The sequence below is a fragment of the Legionella jordanis genome (assembly GCF_900637635.1).
Taxonomy (GTDB): domain Bacteria; phylum Pseudomonadota; class Gammaproteobacteria; order Legionellales; family Legionellaceae; genus Tatlockia; species Tatlockia jordanis.
This window is the reverse complement of the sequence record NZ_LR134383.1, coordinates 1,923,504-1,942,061: the sequence shown is the minus strand read 5'-3', so window position 1 is coordinate 1,942,061 and position 18,558 is coordinate 1,923,504. Positions and strand designations below refer to the sequence as shown.

Below are 18,558 nucleotides of genomic sequence, written 5' to 3'. Positions count from 1 at the left end.
TTTCTATCCTTAAGCCACATAAGTGAGGTTAAACAATACGCCATTAGTGTAGAGGTGATTGAGCGCTAATCCTGAATTCATGGTCTGCCCAAAAGCACGTCCCAGTTCGCTTTTACCCCAGTCGGCAAACTCATAACCAACCCCCAATTGCCAATGTTCGCTGATGGGTTTTTGCACGCCAGCACCCAGCGTGTAGGTGAAGGCTGTTTTCGTGTGGTCTTCAAAGTTATTATTAGGCAGCGCCTCAAAAATCAAAGGCGTATTCGTAAAATCATGGACACGGTTAAAGCCAACACCTAGGCTTGCGCTCACCCAGGGCATAACCCAATAGCCTTTATCAAGTAACAGCTTGCCTTTTACTGCCACGCGAGAGTTTCGGACTTTGTAAAGGTAGCTGTAATTATCAAATTGAGGGTCGGCATCATCCCATATCACACCCTGCAGTTTGGCATTGCCAGTAGCGGCGGCCGCCAATCCCAATTGCCCTAACCATTGAGAAGTCAATGATTTTTGTATGCCTACAAACAGCTCGCCCGAGGCAATAGCATTGGTGGATTTTCTAGCCGCATACGTCTTTTCAATTTCTGGGGCCAGAAAAAAAGTCTGCGTCTCACCGCCTCTTGCCCAAACGGGCCCCGCGCTCACAGAACCAACCCAGGTCCAGTCCCTGGAAGACATAACAGGCCCCATGGTGCCCGCAAAGGCTGTACTTCCCAACACACTGGCTGTTGCTATAGAAAGAAATAAACGATACTTCATAAGCGCTCCTTGCAAAGTAAAAACGATTTATTATGTGAAAATAGGAAGCAGTCAGCGGCAATCGATTGGCATAACATGGGAGTGAATGCACGAACGCGTAGCATAGGATAAAAACTGAGCAAAGAGATGAGACAAGTCCCTGGGTAAAGGAAAGAAACACAGTAAAATATAATGGAGCAAAATGAAAATAAGGGAAAATCTAGTGCTGATTGCTGATTGCTGATTGCTGATTGCTGGCAATGGTCCAGTCATTTGTAGTAGTTCCAACTTGATCTGACAGTTACCGGTTTTTAAGAAGTGTCTGTCAGGTCAAATTTAGTTTATAAATTTTTCCATCCAGATTTGTTTAGCCTCTATCAAAGTTTGCATTGGAGTACGTCCACAACACATTTTACCCTGATGAGTACGTTGATTATTATAGTAATCCATCCATTCGTCCAGATCTTTTTGCAATTCATCGATTGATTCGTAAATTTTCTTTCGGAATGTTACTTGATAAAACTCCTGTAAAATCGTTTTATGAAAACGTTCACAAATCCCATTTGTTTGGGGTGAATTTGCTTTTGTCTTTGTATGGTCAATGTTATTAATTGCCAAATAAAGCTGATAATCATGCTGTTCTACCTTGCCACAATATTCAGTACCCCTATCTGTTAAAATACGCAGTATAGGTAAATCGTGTTGTTCGAAGAAGGGTAAAACCTTATCGTTCAGTAAATCTGCTGAAGTAATTGGCGTTTTAGTCGTATAAAGCTTGGCAAATGCCACTTTACTATAGGTATCAACAAAAGTTTGCTGATAAATGCGACCGACTCCTTTAAGCGTACCCACATAAAAAGTATCTTGCGAGCCGAGGTAACCAGGATGTGCTGTTTCGATTTCACCACATGCCTCATCATCAAATTTCTTTTTCTCCAAAGCTACGACCTGCGCTTCCGTCAATATAATTCCTTCAGAAGCTACTTTAGCCTCTAATGCTTTTAAGCGGTCTTTAAAATTGGCAAGCTCATATCGCAGCCAAATGCTACGAACTCCACTTGGAGAAACAAAAATACCCCGTTTACGAAGCTCATTGCTCGTACGAAGCTGACCATGGGCTGGAAATGCGATCGCATACTCCCTTACCGAGAGTTCAATTGCTTCTTCTACTCTATTTTTTAGATTAGGTTTTCTTCGGCTTTGATCGAATAAAGCATCAACTCCTCCCGATTCTACTGCCGACTTATAGCGATAAAATGTATCTCTGGATAAGCCCATTACTTTACATGCCTTAGATACATTCCCTAATTCTTCAGCAAGGTTTAATAAGCCAACTTTATGTTTAATAATTTTAACTGTATTATCTATCATGAGAGTTTTCCTTTTGGTTTTGTTTCAAGTTCGCACTTCTATCAAAACCGGAAACTCTCTCTTTTTCAAGTACTTGTGTCAGATTAAGTCGAAACTAATTCAAGTCATTGGACGTTATGAGCAAGTCTTGTTTGATAGCTAACAAATAGTTCATTCCCTGCACCAGCATCCTTTATGTTATTTAATATTGAAAAACCATTTCAAATTATGATACTTTGTTAATGATTGAAAATCAAAAAATTCAGTCGATTTTTATCCATCAAACGCACCCCAAACATTTAGCGACACCGACTAAGGGATGAACGCCTGAGCACCCCTCTCCTCCTAAGATGTTTAATGAGACAATATTTAACGCGCTCTTGCCAGTCAGGGGCACTTGAGTAAGAACAGGTAGATGATCAGAACGAGCCAAATCAGGATTCTTCCTAACTTCTTCATAACTGGGAAAGAGTAAATGTTTTCTAGGCATGGAGGTTCCAACTGATCAATATAGGCATATTATAACTAAGTGGTGATATTGCTGTCTATAAAATGTACATATTGTCTTGAAATATCTTTAAAGGCTGAGTATCAAAACAGGATAAAGTACTTAGGCTGTTGGTCCTAAATCCATAATGCTTAAGCCCCTTGTCAATGACATTACTGAGCTTAAGCATGGACACTTAACTGCGTTGAGCGGTGATGGAGCAATTAGCCATCAATTCAAAAAATACAGTTCCATGAAAGAATCTTCACCGTAATGAATCTTATTGCGTCCATAGTAGGGCGGAACAGCCATGTGTGGGGTAATGAATCCTTCTTGCATGCTCACTGGCACCTGATCGGTGCGGCTGGCAATTTCAAGCAGCAACCGTTCTCCTTGTTTAAATTGAGAAGCCATTGGCGTCAAGCTAAAACGAAGGGTCACTGCTTCATGCGGCTTGAGTGGATTAATGTCAGAGGTGTTGATGGCCACCTCACATTTCGTACTGCTGGATTCATTAATTGTTCGGGTTGCCGGGCGCAAATGCCCCATGGAGAGAGGATGATAATTCCCTTGTTGGTCAATTCGGCCAACGCGCGCCACAATGTAGGAATCTATTTGGTTGCAGCTGTAACGAAGTTGAAGGGTGATTGGGCCTGCGATGGTGGTTTCCTTATCAAAAGGCAGTTCATAACTGAGTTTTTGTGTCTCAAACTGTTCTATGCCTGGCAATGTTTCCATTCCTAAAGGAATTGAAATCCAGGAGTTCTCAGCAAGCATAGGTTGTTCAAACTGCAAATGATGTTTATCCATGTCCCGTGTTTGACCTTTTAAGTAAAGTTTTTCTTTTTTGGCTTCAGGAACAGGAAAATCCGTTGCTGAGTGAAAACGATTTTCTCCTTCAACCCAATATCTGACCCTGGGAAGGTTTTGATAACCGTTATCAACTCCTTTGAGGACATGATCAAAGAAAGCAAGCGCCTCGAGCTGCCAGGAATAGACCGGTAATTCGTATTCAGCAGGTCCAAGAATGAGCCATTTTTTATCCTTGGGAGTACTGGCATGTTCAAATAAGTCATAGCATCCAAATTGATGCAATGAGATATTGCCTAGATTCTGGACAACAACAAAAGGTATATCAATGTTTTGCAAGCGACGAAACGGTCCTTCGCTGATTTTGGTATCTTCTCTTGAGGGGCTGTCGACCATGAGATGGAGGTACCAGCGTAAAGCTTCGGGAGTGGGCTGTAATTGCTTTAACTTAGTAATAATTTTATTTAAATTAGGTTTAACCAGTCGTTTCCAGAGCCATGGATAATTAATGAGATAACTCATGAGTGCTCGTTTCCATGGGGCAATATAACGTTTAACTGTCGCGGGGGGAAAATTGGCGCCCACCCATAAATTCATGAAATCTGCATTGAATATCCCACCGTAATAAAATACGTGACGATAAAAATCGGTGCATATTTCATTGGCGAAAAATGCTTTCAGAGCGGGCGGATTGAGGGAAGCCACGCTCGATTGATTCATGCCGTAATAAGAAGTTCCAAATAGACACACATCACCATTGGACCAGGACTGTTCAGAAGCCCACTGAATGCAATGAAAGTGATCTTGCGTTTCTTGTTCATTCTGCCAAGGTTGAAATTCACCTTGCGAGCGGCCGATGGAACGGGCTGTTACAACCACTTGGACATAGCCGCGATTGGTTATAACGGGGGGCGACCCAATTTCGTTATTTCCGGTTGGCATGCCTGCTGTATGTAAATCGCGATTGTATGAAGAAAATTGCAAAATAACTGGATAGCGTCCACTTTTCTTAGGTAAATAAACGTCTGCTGACAGGCAAATCCCGTCTGGCATTGGAATCATTACGTCTGCTAACAGTTGACAGCCTAATCCTGATTCAGCTTCGGTAGAAGGTTTCCATCCTGCAAGCTGATACTCGTTCAGCCTGGCGCGGGGTAATAGTATGTTATCAAGCCACTTTGACATGTTTACGCCTCTTTTGCTCCTAAGTTTAAATCGCAGGGAGCATACCATTAATAAGAGAGCGTTGCCGTATTTTGCTGAATAAAGGGCTGAAATAAATGGCCTATTTTAATTCTTTAAAGAATTAAATCTAAGATTGCTCCAGAAAATCCGATGGGGCCAATTGGTAGGTATTTTGAAAATCATCTTGCACCACGGTTGCTTGGTTGTTGTTGCTGGATAGCGTTTTGTCCTGTTGCAAAATTCCAGTGCGGAAATGCCAACCCGAAGGCAAAGTGAGTCTACTTTCCAGCTCATTTAAACTGTCGGTGGTCTGGATGGATTTTTGCGTGCTATACGATTGCATCACATAAACCTGGCCTTGGGGATCAATGAGTTCATAAATGGGTTTACCCGCTTTGTATAACCAGGTGGTTTCACGGTTGATGACATGCGCTTGATAAGGCTCGGGTGCTGCGATTTCGACTGAGGGGTCCAGCTGTACCATCGCTGCTTTACGCATGTTTAAGCCAGAAATTGTTTTAGGCACGTTGCTCACTAAAGTAAAATTGTTCATGCTGTCAATTACCCAATACCTTGGACCGTTTAGCTTGACAAAGCGAGCACCGGTTTGTTGCTTTACACTATCCTCGCTGATTTTGTTCCAAATCTTCTCAGGGCAATCGTTTAGGCCGATGCTGCTGTAAATCGCCAAAACTTCAGGCGTTTCGGTAAAAACAATTTCGCAATAGCGTGTTCCTCTTAGATTATCCAGTTGAATTGCTTGGGCGAAGCAAGGTAATAAGGCAAGGCTGACACAGCAGAAAAAATAAAATGCTTGGGAAAAAAGTCGATGGGGAATTGCTTTAAGAATTCCTGATGGCTTAAACATAGCTTCCTCCCAAACAAAATTCTATCCCTGATTTTTTTAATATAGCTCTGATTTCATAAGTCGTGAAGAAGTTCAATTCAGACCATTGCAAATGCAAAGGAGCTGAGAAAGAAACTTTGGCGCTAAGATTGGGAATTTTTCGATTGGTTTTGAAGTTTTGCAGTAATCAAATCTTCGATAGGAGTTGTTCCCTGCCTTTGAAATTGATAATGCACAGGGGGTTCTTTAAAAAACTCCACATATTTTCCTCGCGTATGCACATCAGGAACGAATAATTCTCTGATGTCGTCAATCGATTGAAATTGCGAGAGATGAACATAAAGATCACAATCAGAAGCTGTATCTCTGAAGCTATTACTGTAATCTATCTGCTTCAGACAAAGGGCATTTTCCAGGAATTGCTTTTCTTGTTTCCTTTTTTCAGGATTACTGTCAAAGGTAAACTGCAGGAAATCCTGCAACAGGCTAATACGGATCATCGACATAACTTTAAAAACCACTTAATTGACTAATTATAGACCAATTTGGGTGATGGAAAGTCTGGGTGGCCGTTGAGAATGAGTTAGAAATTAACCCTGTGGCGATGCAAAAAAGCAGATAATCATTGCCGAGCCAGTGGTTGCCTAACCTGATGCCTTGTATGATGGGTTAACCGGCTGTCATGCCCGCAGCAGCAAGTTTATTGACCTAAAGCCGGTTTCACATTCCATTTCCTGAATGGAGCAGGGGGAGTGAACTGCTTAAAACACTGTGAATTTCTGAAAGCACTTCCTGTCTGTCTATGGCAATATTGCAATGTCCAGCAACCACTTTTCCTATGTATAATTGGCCTTTATACCAGGTCCGGCAGGCATACAAGGTACGAATGCCTTGCGCTGCAGGCTCTGCTCCAAGAGCTAACATCTGCGAATTGCCCGTTGCGGGGGCCCAGAATACTTTTGTTTTACCATGGACTGACAAAATTTGATAATCCTTCACTGGGAAAACTCGTCCAGCGTAGGTGATGAGGCAATGATTATCTTTAAAGGCTGCAATTTGGAAACCCTTCCGGTAGACGGCACGACAAATATAAACGGGTTTATGGTTGCTGTAGCCGCCTATGAATGAGTTTGGCGAAGGATCTTTCGTCCAGAAGAAGTGCTCCTGATTTAAGTTTTTATCAATGTTATTTATCGTTTGAACCAGCCAATCCTGATTGTTCCAGTTGACGCTTGAGCTAAAGGGAAGTGAATTGGCTTGCAGGACCGGGCTGGCTTGATAAAGGAGATCCATTTTCGCAGTGAAAGGATGAATTGGATTATTGATGATTAACATTGCCAAGAGAAAGAACAATGCTATGCCTTTGTTTGCAGTAATGAGCCAATATATTTCAGCCTCGTGGGGCAGAAACACCGTAATTGCATAAAAAAAACAGTACAGTAAAGCCGTCAATAAATATAAAACAAAATTCAGCGGGAGAATGTTATGTGTCAGAATTTGATAGCAAAGACTAAGGCAGAGAAGTAATAAGCAAATACGATAAACCTTGATGAGTAATTCCAAGCCATACAAGCGGTAGTCAGGTCTGCTGCCTGTTTGAAAATAAGCATTAAAAAAAATAATCCCAAGAACGACTAAGGAAATTAATAAAGCCTCAGGTGCTAGCCAGTTGTGGCTTATTGGCTTGGCGGAAACCAGATACAAAATAGAATACAACACAGAAATTAAGGCAAGAAGCGGCAATAAAAATTGCATCATTCTTAGCAGCAAATAACGCAAATCATGAAGGGCTTTCTGTTGTTGCCTTACTATACCTAAACCAACAAAAAACAGGGTGCTGTGGATGAGGACATATGACTCAAAACTCTCATAGTAGATGGACCATAAAACATTATTTCCTACGCTTTTAAAGAGAGTGGCATCCAGGATAATCAATAATTTGGCAAACCCGAAAAATACAGTGGCGGCCGCTAATGCAACAAAACTGTCCCAAACGGCCGCGAATAAACTGTTATAGCTTATCTGTAGGCCGTCCCGGTGATAGGAATAATGGAAGCAGTGGCCTATATAGGCCATCACCGGAAAACCAATTAGAAAAGAAACGAGTTGCTCTAAATGGTTGGATAATTGTTGGAGCGTGTAATCCCGATAGGGATCCAAAGCAATAAAGGGGGAGGCTAACAACAAGGCCAGTAAGAGGCTTGAAACAACTAATCGAAGATTATGTTGCCCATTGTAAGTTAAACCGTAGGAGAGGAAAAAAAGCAGGGCAGTTATATAATAGAAGCTGGTTTTGACTTGCAGGACATAGAAAATATCAATAACAAAGCCAAGTAATAAGCCTAAAACGAAAAAAATAACCATCATTTTTTTGCTGTCAACCATTATCATGATGTAAACAGTTGCTTTAGTATGACAATAAATGATTTTAGTGAGGAATGCTAACTGGCAGTTAACCCTATTGATTTTACTTGTTTGCTGAAGAGGCTGGTAAGCACCAGAAAGGCCGCCCAGGATTTCAATTGCATCAGAGTGATAGTAAAGTAATAATTTCATGCGATATGGATGCAAATAGAGTTTGCATGTTTGCAGGCTATTTAAGGGAATAAAATGAAAAAAAATTGGATTATTGGATGCATTTCAACATTACTGTTTGCTTCATCAATCGCCCATGCTGACTTTAATTTGTATGCCAGTGCTGGAAATGCTTGCGATTATATCGCAGGTCATTGGGCGGGAAAGGGCACCGCGTCGAGTTGGCTAATTGGTGACTGTATTTATCATGGGGCTGGCAGCATCAGTGCACCCGATGGCCTTGGCCGCTTTAGCATTGAGCTGTCTGCAGACAAAGAGTCCGGTAATATTATTTGCCCTAATCATGCAAAGAAACAATTAAGAGGTATTTGTGCTAACGGAAAGGTCACGATTACAACTGAATATGGAAATATAAACGGCAATTTCTCGAAAAACTCTGGTTCTGCACAAGGTACGTTAACCGTAGCACCCGGGGTTAGCGCCGATGTAGTCGTACAGTTTCAACGGGTGGGTTGAATGTAAGGTGCATTTGCACCTACATCTAAGCTTTTGTTAATTTGTTAAATTTGGCTTAAAATTTTACATGTTATACAATAGAGGGGTTCTGCTGTTTACTTAAATCAAATCACCTCTACCCATGGCCGCATTAAGTCTCGTAAAACATGGCTTTTTTAATAAATCTCCAAGCAATTTGAAAGAATTTTCTTATAAAGAAGATGATTTTAATTTGAGTAACTTACGTTTGGAGTTTTCTACCCTTTATCAATTATTTCTAGCAAACCAAAGAAATTTATCAGCAGACGGTGAACTAATTGCCTATTTGGATTATCTGTCTGATTTACTAATCCGCTATTACGAATTTGATTTTGTTCGGAAAGATTTGAAGCATTACTTAAAAAAGAAAAAAGAATTAACTCAATTTAACAAAGAAGAAACAGACACTCCGAAAGAACAAAAAGAACAGGCAAAAAGTTCATCCAGTTTGATGGATGAGCTTAAGAAAAAGGCCTCTCATCTGGCATTGGCGTTCACTAGCTCTGCGCAGTTTCGCAAATATCTCTGCAGCGTTATCGCCACCCGCTCCTATTGGAATTACAGCCGGGCATTAGCCACTTATCTAATCCTGTTTGAGCTAAATAGCAACCTGGCGGATTGGGGGAAGGAGATATGCGATTTGACCGGGATTTACTACAGCCCCTATGACTTTATTCAACTTCTGGATAAACCCCAACAGTTTCTTCGTGTTTCTAGCGTCGCGTTGTATTTTTTGCGTTTTATGGGTCATTTCTTAACCATGCTCAAACACTTGATAGAGGCTGTAAACAGTAAGGAGTTATCGATAAAAAAAGTATTGTTCCAGGAGATTGAAAAGCGTATTTACATAATGGCCAATGACATAATCTGGGGTACAGTGAATTTGCTGAGTCACTACAACCAATTTTTTGATATATCCGCACTCGTCATTGCACAAATTAATTTATTTTTTCTAGGGATTGACATCCTCTTGTTTGGACTTCGATGGTTTATTGAAGAAAAAAATCATCGACAGATGTTTAGCGAGTTATCCAGGCGGCAAAATAAACTTGAAGAATCACTTGAATTGCAGGTTATAAACCGTCAATTGAATGTCTTGGCTGATGAATTGGAAGTTCAATATGCCTTCTACAGCTATAATATTGCTGCGGCAATTTTATTACTGGCTGCATTCGGTGCAACATTGATGCTTTCAGGACCCGTGGCTTTAGGCTGTTTGGCTGCTTTAAATATGCTCGGAAATGCTCTTTACAACAGTTGCGAAGAATACAAACAATACAAAAAAGCTTGCGTAGCTTTCAAGCGCGAATCTTTAAACGGCGAGCTCCTTGGAGACGAGCGCCATCAACTCTTACTAAGTCAATTGGAGTATGAACGTAAGCGAACTCAGGGAGTATTTTGGAAAACTCTAATTTTTAATGCCGGGTTTACAGCTTTTCTAATTACAGCTGCAGCCATTTCTTGGCCCGTTGCTTGTGTGTTAACTCTTTCCTATTTGGTTTATCGTGTAAAAACAAATTATGATGATCACCAGAAGCGGAGTTATGAACAGAAAAACCAATCAAGCCATGAAATTTATCGGTTTATGCCTCAAATGCCTTCGCGTCTCAGTGTGGATAATGCTGACAGCCGTACCACCCCTATTATTCTTTGACGCAGAATTCATCGATAAGTCATGAGATTAGCAAGGATTGGATTTGAAACCATTCAGCACCTTTCAAGTAGTGGTTGAATATTGATGCATCCTAAAGAATTTTTCTAATTAAAGCGTCTCTTGGATTACAACAAAGAAGGAGGTTGAATTGAAGTTGGTGCTGAATTTAAAACCAAATTGCTATTCTCAAGTGATTAGAATTTCGCGTATAGTGAAATTCGGTTAATAGAATGGAGTTTAACGATGTTCAAGAATAACTGCTTAGGAACTCTTTTTAATAATGGGCAGCCACAGCAAAATTTGCATCAGCATGGGCAAGGCAACCGTCATCATCCCCATCAGCATGGGCAGCAAAATAATCATCATAGCCATCAGTCAAGCTCTCATGGGCATGTTGCACATGCCTTTGTGAATCACCCCTCTCATAAACATGAGGATGAAAGCCATAATTCGCATAAACCCAATTTTTAATCGGTGATAACCGCATTGAGCAGATGGGTTCAATGCGGTGTATAGGGCGAGGAGTGCTTATTCTTTTTCTTGGCTAATTTTTTTCATCCATTGTTCGAAATCTTTTTCAGGTAAAGGTTCACTGAAGAAAAATCCTTGAGCTTGATTACAGTGATGCTGTTTTAAGAAATCCAATTGTGCCTTTTTCTCAACCCCTTCAGCCAAAACGGACAAATTTAAATTTTTAGCCAATGAAATAATGGTTTCGGCTAATTCTGAGCTGCTTTTATTAACTTCCAAATCACCAATAAAGGAATGGTCAATTTTAATTTTATCAATGGGAAAACGTCGGATGTAACTTAAACTTGAATAACCTGTACCAAAATCGTCTATGGCCAGTGAAACACCTATCTCTTTTAATTGTTTGATTTTTTGCAGTGAGTTTTCTGTATCTTCTATTAAAATGGATTCAGTTAATTCCAGCTCCAAGTGAGATGGGTTTAGGCCGCTTTCTTCCAGCGCGCTTTTAACGGTTTGCACAATATCCCCGTATTTAAATTGATTGCCGGAGATATTTACGGAAACGTAATGAATCGGAAAGTCTTGTTTAAGCCATTCCGCGCAATTTCGGCAGGCCTCTTTAAGTATCCAGGCACCAATGGGAATGATTAGGCCTGTTTCTTCAGCCATGGGGATAAATTGCAGCGGTGGGATAATTCCAAGCCTTGGATGAACCCAGCGTACTAAGGCTTCGGCACCTAATAATTTACCCTTTTGCACATCCATTAAAGGTTGATAATAAATATCAATTTCATGGTTGGTGATGGCATTCCTTAATTCATTTTCCATTTCCAATCTAACCAGGGTTCGCTCATTCATGGCTTTTTCGTAAAATTGGAAAGTATTGCGTCCCATTTCTTTGCTGCGATACATCGCTGCGTCTGCATTTTTAAGGAGGGTTTGCGAATCGGTGCCGTTTTTAGGAAAAAAACTTATGCCGGCGCTGCAGGTAATAGAGAGTTTTCGGTTTTCAATTTTAAAAGGCTTTGCGATTTCCTCAAGGATATTTTTAATAATGGAGACTGCCATTTCCTCTTTGGATAGACTATTTAGCACTATGACAAATTCGTCACCCCCCTGACGTGCTACCGTATCGCTGCCGCGGATTATTTTTTTTAGTCGATTCGAGGCAATTTTTAATAATTCATCGCCTGCCTCATGCCCTAAGCTGTCGTTAATAATTTTAAATCGGTCCAAATCCAGAAAAATAACCGCTACTATAGAATTATTACGTTTGGCCTGAGCTATTCCCTGTTGCAAGCGGTCATGAAGCAGGAGGCGATTGGGTAAACCGGTGAGTGAGTCATAGGTGGCTTGATAACGAATTTTAGCTTCCATTTCTTTTCTGGCGCGAATGTCACGAAATGCACACACCGCACGCATGCTGTCCTGTTCTTTTAATGTAGAAAATGCTAATTCCATTGGAAATTCTTCAGCATTTTTTCTAATGCCTGTGAGCTCGTGAAGTTTTTGATGATTTCCGGGCAGTACGGGATGGCCTAGAACTTCTTTAAGTGCAAATGGATAACATAATTTGCTTATGGGTAATCCTGTGAGCTCCTCCTCACTGTATCCGAAAATAGTGCAAGTGGCGGCATTGACCGTTTGAATAAGGCCTCGGCCATCGATGGTTACTATGCTGTCACTTACTGTATTTAAAATGTTTTTAGTTTTTTGGACATTTTCTTCCAGCGCGCGATTGCTGTGCAGTAACTGTCTCAGCATTTTATTCAGGCTTTTTGCTAAATCACCAAGCTCATCCTTCTCTGGTTGAGTTATTGCCTTTTGTGTCCCTTCTACCATTGCTGCTGCGCCATTTCTAAGATGACGAATTCGAGTAATAAAATGATTGATAAAGAAGAAGCCTATACTTAATGCAAAAACGTACATCAATAGACCGATAATAATTACGGTAATTTTAAACCATTGAATCAACTCAGCGGTTTCTTGTTTCTCTCGTTCCAGGGCGTTCAGTTCGAATTTGAAATTATTATCAAGCAGTTGTTCAAACTCTTCGGTTTGTATATTTATTTTATCAATGGGCCATGACAATTCTTGATTTGCATTATATTGCTCACCATCAATTTTGAATTGATTAAGATAAGTCTGCAGCTGTTCGCGAGAAAAGGGGGGATTCCTATCATCTGACGCCACATGGCTGTAGTATTGCTCTAATAAATCACTGATTTCACTTTTTTGCTTACCCAGTTTGTCAGTCATTTGCTGCAGCAAAGCTTTACGTTGATTCACATCAATTGTGGATGTGTAATCTTGCGAGAAGCTCAAGACAGAAGCTTCGAGCTCAAACAATTTACCTTTCATTAGCAATAAAATAAACTGCCTTGGTGCATCCATTTCAAGGAGGTCATTAAAACGATTTTGAATCCGATTGACGGTGATCAGACTGAACACAATGACTGGAAGGATAAAAGAGCAAAGGATGATAACTTCCAGTGTGAGTTTTGTTTTTAGATTCCAGCGCTTTGCCATAACAATCCTTTGTTTATAATGCTTTATTTAGCAAACATTTGCAGTAAGCGCAAAGTTTGCTTGTCTTTAGCTGTGTCTTATAAAGCGTAATGGCTTGTTTCTCATAGGGGTTTTCTCAAATAATTCAAACTCATAAGTCGCTCTTAATAATATATCGTATTTGTCTGAAGAGCGCGTTAATCCAAAGGAGCTGCCAACAGCCAGTTCTAAGCCGCCTGCCAACTCCCAAACAATCCCAGGTGTTATATAAAGCAGATTTTCATCACCCCGGTGATTCCAGGTATTGGTTATCCAATTTGTTTCAATAACATACCGGGCATTGCCTACAGGTAAAAAATAGCCAAGGTTTAGAAAAAAGAAATGGGCTGCTGGAATGTCCTCAAAAATAACACTCCCAGTTTCAACTGGCTCAGGTGCTGCAGCTTCATTCTCGGCAGGGGCGTCTTCATTATCATCTTGAGCAGCAGGTAGTGGGGCTTGGTTAAGTCGTTTTATTCGTTGAAGGAAAGAAAATCCCGTTTGGCCAAAAAATTGACTGTTGTGGAAGGATGGAAAATCTTTAGCAAATGCAACAGAGGGTTCATAAGCGATAAACCCCTCGGTAAGCCCCTTGTTGATATTGCCAGTCGGTAAATCGACATCAAAGATTAAAGCAGCATGGTAATTTGTATGGGCAATATTCATGAAACTGTATTTCGTGCCGAAGGCCACATCACCCAATCCTGCTCCTCTGGGCCCTTCTTTTGGGCGATTAATTTGATAAAGATCGAGCAAGGCATCAATTTGCCAAAAATCGGTTAATCCATACTCAATCTCAAGGGGGAAAAAAGTGGTCTTGCCTTCACGATTATTGAAATAGGATGGTAAAAATGAAAGCTGTATCTCTCCTTTATCCTGAGGATAGACCACATCACTACGCAGCACCTCTTCTAACATCTGTTGATAGGGCCTGTCGTTTTCAAGTCCATAAACCGAAGAAAGATAAACTAAGCTCATCAACGCCAGGAGTAGCTGTTTGTAAGTGAACCTCAATCGAATTTCCTTTGCCAATTATGTTGCACCATGGATAAATGATCCTTTTTTCAGGCAATACTCAAAATATATATGAAATTGTTTTGTTGAACTAGAGCGCATTTACTTTGGATAAATGAGGTGTTATTTGCGCTTAATCTCTTAGATGAGTTTAAAAAATTGACAAAATCTGCAATTGTTCTACACTTAAAATGTGGGATGTAAATGGAGTTTTAGGCTTCATTTTAGCCCATGGCAAAACCACCTGTGCGGTGGTTTTGTCTATTTTGGACCTTTATTTTTGTTCCTCCTGAGGAAAACTGCCTTTGAAAAGGTGTTTTTTAGAAACTGTACGGTCCATCCTGCCCTGAACGATTTTATCCACGACGCCGAACGGATAATTTTATATCGCTAGAGTTTTTGCTGTATTCATTATTACTCATCTTAAACTTAGCGCTGCTCATGCACAATCATAGGATGGGTACACATTTTATGCGTGGGTTTTGCCTTAAAATTTTACTGCCTTTGATTTTTCTTGATGTTAACATGAAGTAAAGATTGCTAAACGGAGTTAGGATGCAACTTCGCTTTTTAGGTGCAACCCAAACGGTCACGGGCTCTAAGTACCTTCTAAGGATAAATTCAAAAAACATTCTTATCGATTGCGGCCTTTTTCAAGGGTATAAAGAATTAAGGCTGCGAAACTGGGCTCCGTTACCGATTAATCCTGCCCACATTGATGCAGTGCTTCTCACGCATGCACATATTGATCACAGCGGTTATCTCCCTTTGTTAGTCAAACAGGGCTTTAAAGGCAAAATCTATGCTACTCCTGGAACGAAATCCCTGTGTTCTATCCTTTTGCCTGATTCTGGACATTTACAGGAAGAGGAGGCAAGACTAGCGAATAAATATGGGTTTTCCAAACATAAACCTGCTTTGCCTTTATACAGCAAGGAAGAGGCTATAAAGTCTTTAGAACAGTTTGAAAGCATTGAATATAACCAAGCCCACCTTCTTTTCGACGATATTTACTTTGAGTTCCACCCTGCAGGACATATCATTGGTGCTGCAATGGTTCAAATCAAAAATGGAGATCGTTCCCTTTTATTTACCGGCGATATTGGTCGTGCACACGATGCGGTTATGAAAGCACCAAGTCCTCCTGGAGAAGCCGATTATCTTGTCATAGAGTCCACATATGGGGATTGTTTGCATGAACGTCGTGAACCTTTAGAACAGTTGGCTGAAGTTATTAATCGCACGATAAAAAGAGGTGGCTCAATTATAATTCCCGCTTTTGCTGTGGGGAGAGCGCAAAGTCTGCTTTATTTCATTTATAAATTAAAACTTCTAAACCAAATTCCACGCGAACTCCCTGTTTTTTTGGACAGTCCCATGGCCATTGATGCAACCAAGTTGTTGCAGCGCCATAAAGCCAACCATCATTTAACGGAAGAGGAGTGTAGAGGAGTTTGTGCAACTGCAACTTACATTAATACGGCCGATGAATCCAGGCAACTGGACTTGCGGCGAACGCCTCAAATTATTATTGCTGCCAGTGGTATGGCTCAAGGCGGGAGAATTTTGCATCATTTAAAAGTATTTGCCCCCAATCCCAAGCACTGCATTCTATTTACAGGCTACCAAGGGGGAGGCACACGAGGGGCAAGAATATTAAACGGTGAGCGCGAAATTAAAATTCATGGAACTATGGTAGCTGTTAATGCGGAAGTGGCGATGCTTAGCAGTGTGTCTGCTCATGCGGATTATCAAGAAATACTGGATTGGTTAAAGCAAATCAAGCGACCACCTAAAACCATTTTTATTACTCATGGTGAGGCAGGAAGCTCTTTGGCTTTGAAAGCAAAAATCGAAGAACAATTAGGCTTTCATTGCATCATTCCTTCCTATCTTCAAGTGGAAGAATTGGAATGACAAAAGAAAATGTCCGGGAAACCTTGCGCCTTAAACATTTGGGCATCAAAACTTATCACGAAGCCATTATCTACATGCGATATGACTGTCCAGTCTGCCGCTCAGAAGGATTTGAAATTCCCACTCGAATTCAAGTGACGTTAGGGAATCGCAATGTCATTGCGACCCTTAATCTGGTTGAATCGGAACTGCTCAAGCCTGGTGAAGTTAGCCTTTCTAGCTATGCATGGGAATTTTTAGATGCTAAAGAAGGGGATGAGATTCATGTTTCACATCCTAAACCTTTAGAATCTTTAAGTTACATTTTGGCCAAAATTTATGGCAAAGAACTCGATGATTATCAATTGAAAACCATTGTCAATGACGTGCTCACTGGACAGTTATCCGATTTACAAATTTCAGCGTTTTTGGCGGCTAGTGCTGCAGGCCGTTTAACCAATACGGAAATTTGCTATTTGACTCGCGTTATGATTGAAAGTGGTGAGCAATTGCATTGGCCTTCGCCCCTGGTGGTGGACAAGCACTGCGTGGGTGGATTACCTGGAAATCGCACCACTTTAATTGTGGTGCCTATTGTCGCTGCATTTGGCTTAATGATTCCGAAAACTTCATCACGTGCCATCACATCGCCAGCGGGGACTGCTGATACCATGGAAACGCTAGCACCTGTTGGCTTGTCTTCTGCGGCAATGCGGGAGGTGGTTAGTAAAGAAGGAGGTTGCATCGTTTGGGGAGGTGCGATGACCTTAAGTCCCGCAGATGACTTATTAATACGCGTCGAGCGTGCACTTAATCTGGATAGTGAAGGGCAAATGGTTGCTTCCATTCTGTCTAAGAAAGTTGCAACGGGTGCAACCCATGCGGTCATGGATATCCCAATAGGTCCTACCGCAAAAGTCAGAAACATTCATATGGCTCTGTTAATAAAACGCTCGCTGGAAGAGGTTGGACGAAAGTTAGGATTAAGCATTCAAACTGTCTTTACTGATGGCAGTCAACCGGTGGGTTATGGCATTGGGCCCACCCTGGAAGCCCGTGACGTATTAGCGGTGTTAAGAGGGGATCCGTCTGCCCCGCAGGATTTACGGGAGCGGGCTTTGCGTCTGGCTGGTGCTGCATTGCAATTTTCCCCGGAAGTTCAACCTGGCCTTGGTGAATCGATTGCAAGAAAAATTTTGGATAGTGGCCAGGCTTATAAAAAGTTTCAGGCCATTTGTGAAGCACAAGGAGGAATGAGGGAGTTGCAATTGGCCTCTCATATCCACACCGTCGAGGCGCAATACCCTGGCAAAGTACAAACAATCAACAATCGTGTGATTGCTCAAATTGCCAAATTAGCCGGTGCACCAAAATCCAAGTCGGCCGGCGTTGATTTGCATGTAAAAACAGGGGAAACGATTGAAAAAAGGCAGCCTTTGTATAGCATTCACTCAGAATCTTCTGGTGAATTGATTTATGCCTGCAATTATTTACAAGGCAGAAAAGTAATTACTACTGACGGAGAAAGCCCTTGAAGCCAATCCTTATTTCCTTGGAAAAAGATGGCCCATGGATGCCCTCCTTGTTAGCTGCCTTGGATGTGGAGCACGGAGAGGTTATTTTCCGTCGCTTTCCTGATTCTGAATGTTACCTCAGGATTAATTTCGAGTTAAAGAACAGAAAACTGATTGTGGTTGCCAGTTTAAATAATCCGGATGCAAAGATATTGTTCCTCACTTTTTTAGCCCAAGCAGCGAAAGACGGAGGGGCAAAATCAGTGGGATTGATTGCGCCTTACCTTTGCTATTTACGTCAAGATAAACAGTTTCACACCGGCGAAGTTGTTACTTCGCGTTATTTTGCAAAACTGTTGTCGAACAGCTTTGATTGGCTTATGACCGTCGATCCGCATTTACATCGTTATCAATCCTTAAATGAAATCTATACAGTTCCCAGCTTTGTTTTACACGCTGGACCCTGCATCGCAAACTGGATTCAAAAAAATCTTAATCAGGTTTTAATTATTGGCCCAGATGATGAAAGCCAACAATGGGTTTCCGGGATTGCAGATTTAGCCGATTGCTCTTATGTTGTTTTAAAAAAGAATCGTTCTGGAGATAAAGAAGTTCAGATTTCTATGCCTCCCATAGACTTCAACCAATTTCATTCGGTGGTTTTGATGGATGACATCATTTCAACTGGCAGAACCATGCTTGAAACCATAAAATTGCTTCAAGCTAAGGGAGTTAATCGCATCATTTGTATTGCTGTACATGCGTTATTTAGTGAAGACGCCTATGAATTGCTGGCCGGGAATCCCGCTGTCAGACTTGTTAGCTGCAATACAATAAGGCACGTTAGCAATGCGATTGATATAAATGAAATACTCATCAACGCCTTAATGACTAATCAATTAGCCAAGAAAAAATAAGGAACTTCATACATTTGGATTAACGATGAATATTGCCATGAGAATGAGTTGCTTTTATC

Annotated in this window: 14 protein-coding genes and 1 pseudogene; 5 read left to right on the top strand and 10 right to left on the bottom strand. The window is 41.1% G+C overall.

Annotation, left to right across the window (positions count from 1 at the left end):
* Positions 1–9: 9 nt before the first annotated feature.
* The 7 genes and pseudogenes from EL203_RS08625 to EL203_RS08595 form a co-directional block, all read right to left on the bottom strand.
* Complete coding sequence (locus tag EL203_RS08625) at positions 10–759, bottom strand: outer membrane protein (RefSeq protein WP_058470750.1); 750 nt, start codon at positions 757–759, stop codon at positions 10–12.
* Between the two features lie 290 nt (positions 760–1,049).
* Positions 1,050–2,109: pseudogene (locus EL203_RS08620) on the bottom strand (IS481 family transposase).
* Between the two features lie 259 nt (positions 2,110–2,368).
* Positions 2,369–2,578, bottom strand: a complete 210-nt coding sequence (locus EL203_RS08615) for a hypothetical protein (protein ID WP_126320108.1) — start codon at positions 2,576–2,578, stop codon at positions 2,369–2,371.
* 228 nt (positions 2,579–2,806) lie between these two features.
* Complete coding sequence (locus EL203_RS08610; RefSeq protein WP_058469601.1) at positions 2,807–4,570, bottom strand: CocE/NonD family hydrolase; 1,764 nt, start codon at positions 4,568–4,570, stop codon at positions 2,807–2,809.
* A gap of 127 nt (positions 4,571–4,697) precedes the next feature.
* Positions 4,698–5,438, bottom strand: a complete 741-nt coding sequence (locus tag EL203_RS08605; protein ID WP_232003921.1) for a hypothetical protein — start codon at positions 5,436–5,438, stop codon at positions 4,698–4,700.
* Between the two features lie 122 nt (positions 5,439–5,560).
* A complete protein-coding gene (locus EL203_RS08600) occupies positions 5,561–5,917 on the bottom strand; it encodes a hypothetical protein (RefSeq protein ID WP_058469602.1) in 357 nt (118 codons plus the stop codon).
* A 220-nt stretch (positions 5,918–6,137) separates the two neighbouring features.
* Positions 6,138–7,973 carry a DM9 repeat-containing protein gene (locus EL203_RS08595; protein WP_058469603.1) on the bottom strand — a complete coding sequence of 612 codons (1,836 nt, stop codon included), beginning with the start codon at positions 7,971–7,973 and terminating at the stop codon, positions 6,138–6,140.
* A 54-nt stretch (positions 7,974–8,027) separates the two neighbouring features.
* Here EL203_RS08595 and EL203_RS08590 point away from each other — a divergent pair, with 54 nt between their 5' ends.
* Complete coding sequence (locus EL203_RS08590; protein ID WP_058469604.1) at positions 8,028–8,468, top strand: hypothetical protein; 441 nt, start codon at positions 8,028–8,030, stop codon at positions 8,466–8,468.
* A 121-nt stretch (positions 8,469–8,589) separates the two neighbouring features.
* A complete protein-coding gene (locus tag EL203_RS08585; RefSeq protein WP_058469605.1) occupies positions 8,590–10,140 on the top strand; it encodes a hypothetical protein in 1,551 nt (516 codons plus the stop codon).
* Positions 10,141–10,414: 274 nt separating this feature from the next.
* Here EL203_RS08585 and EL203_RS08580 read toward each other — a convergent pair whose 3' ends face one another.
* The 3 genes from EL203_RS08580 to EL203_RS08570 all read right to left on the bottom strand — a co-directional run bounded on the left by EL203_RS08580 (position 10,415) and on the right by EL203_RS08570 (position 14,190).
* Entirely contained in the window at positions 10,415–10,627 is a 213-nt protein-coding gene (locus tag EL203_RS08580) for a hypothetical protein (protein ID WP_058469606.1), read from the bottom strand.
* A 41-nt stretch (positions 10,628–10,668) separates the two neighbouring features.
* Positions 10,669–13,140 carry an EAL domain-containing protein gene (locus EL203_RS08575; RefSeq protein WP_058469607.1) on the bottom strand — a complete coding sequence of 824 codons (2,472 nt, stop codon included), beginning with the start codon at positions 13,138–13,140 and terminating at the stop codon, positions 10,669–10,671.
* A gap of 66 nt (positions 13,141–13,206) precedes the next feature.
* Positions 13,207–14,190, bottom strand: a complete 984-nt coding sequence (locus EL203_RS08570; RefSeq protein WP_131753289.1) for a hypothetical protein — start codon at positions 14,188–14,190, stop codon at positions 13,207–13,209.
* A gap of 537 nt (positions 14,191–14,727) precedes the next feature.
* Between EL203_RS08570 and EL203_RS08565 the strand changes: the two genes are divergently transcribed.
* Genes EL203_RS08565 through EL203_RS08555 form a run of 3 tightly spaced genes read left to right on the top strand, consistent with a single transcriptional unit; the run spans position 14,728 to position 18,499 of the window.
* Positions 14,728–16,089, top strand: a complete 1,362-nt coding sequence (locus EL203_RS08565) for an MBL fold metallo-hydrolase RNA specificity domain-containing protein (protein ID WP_058469609.1) — start codon at positions 14,728–14,730, stop codon at positions 16,087–16,089.
* On the top strand, positions 16,086–17,603 hold the full coding sequence (locus tag EL203_RS08560; protein WP_058469610.1) for a thymidine phosphorylase family protein: 1,518 nt from the start codon (positions 16,086–16,088) through the stop codon (positions 17,601–17,603). Before EL203_RS08565 ends, EL203_RS08560 begins: the two co-directional genes overlap by 4 nt.
* On the top strand, positions 17,600–18,499 hold the full coding sequence (locus EL203_RS08555; RefSeq protein WP_058469611.1) for a ribose-phosphate pyrophosphokinase: 900 nt from the start codon (positions 17,600–17,602) through the stop codon (positions 18,497–18,499). Before EL203_RS08560 ends, EL203_RS08555 begins: the two co-directional genes overlap by 4 nt.
* The last annotated feature ends 59 nt before the right edge of the window (positions 18,500–18,558 follow it).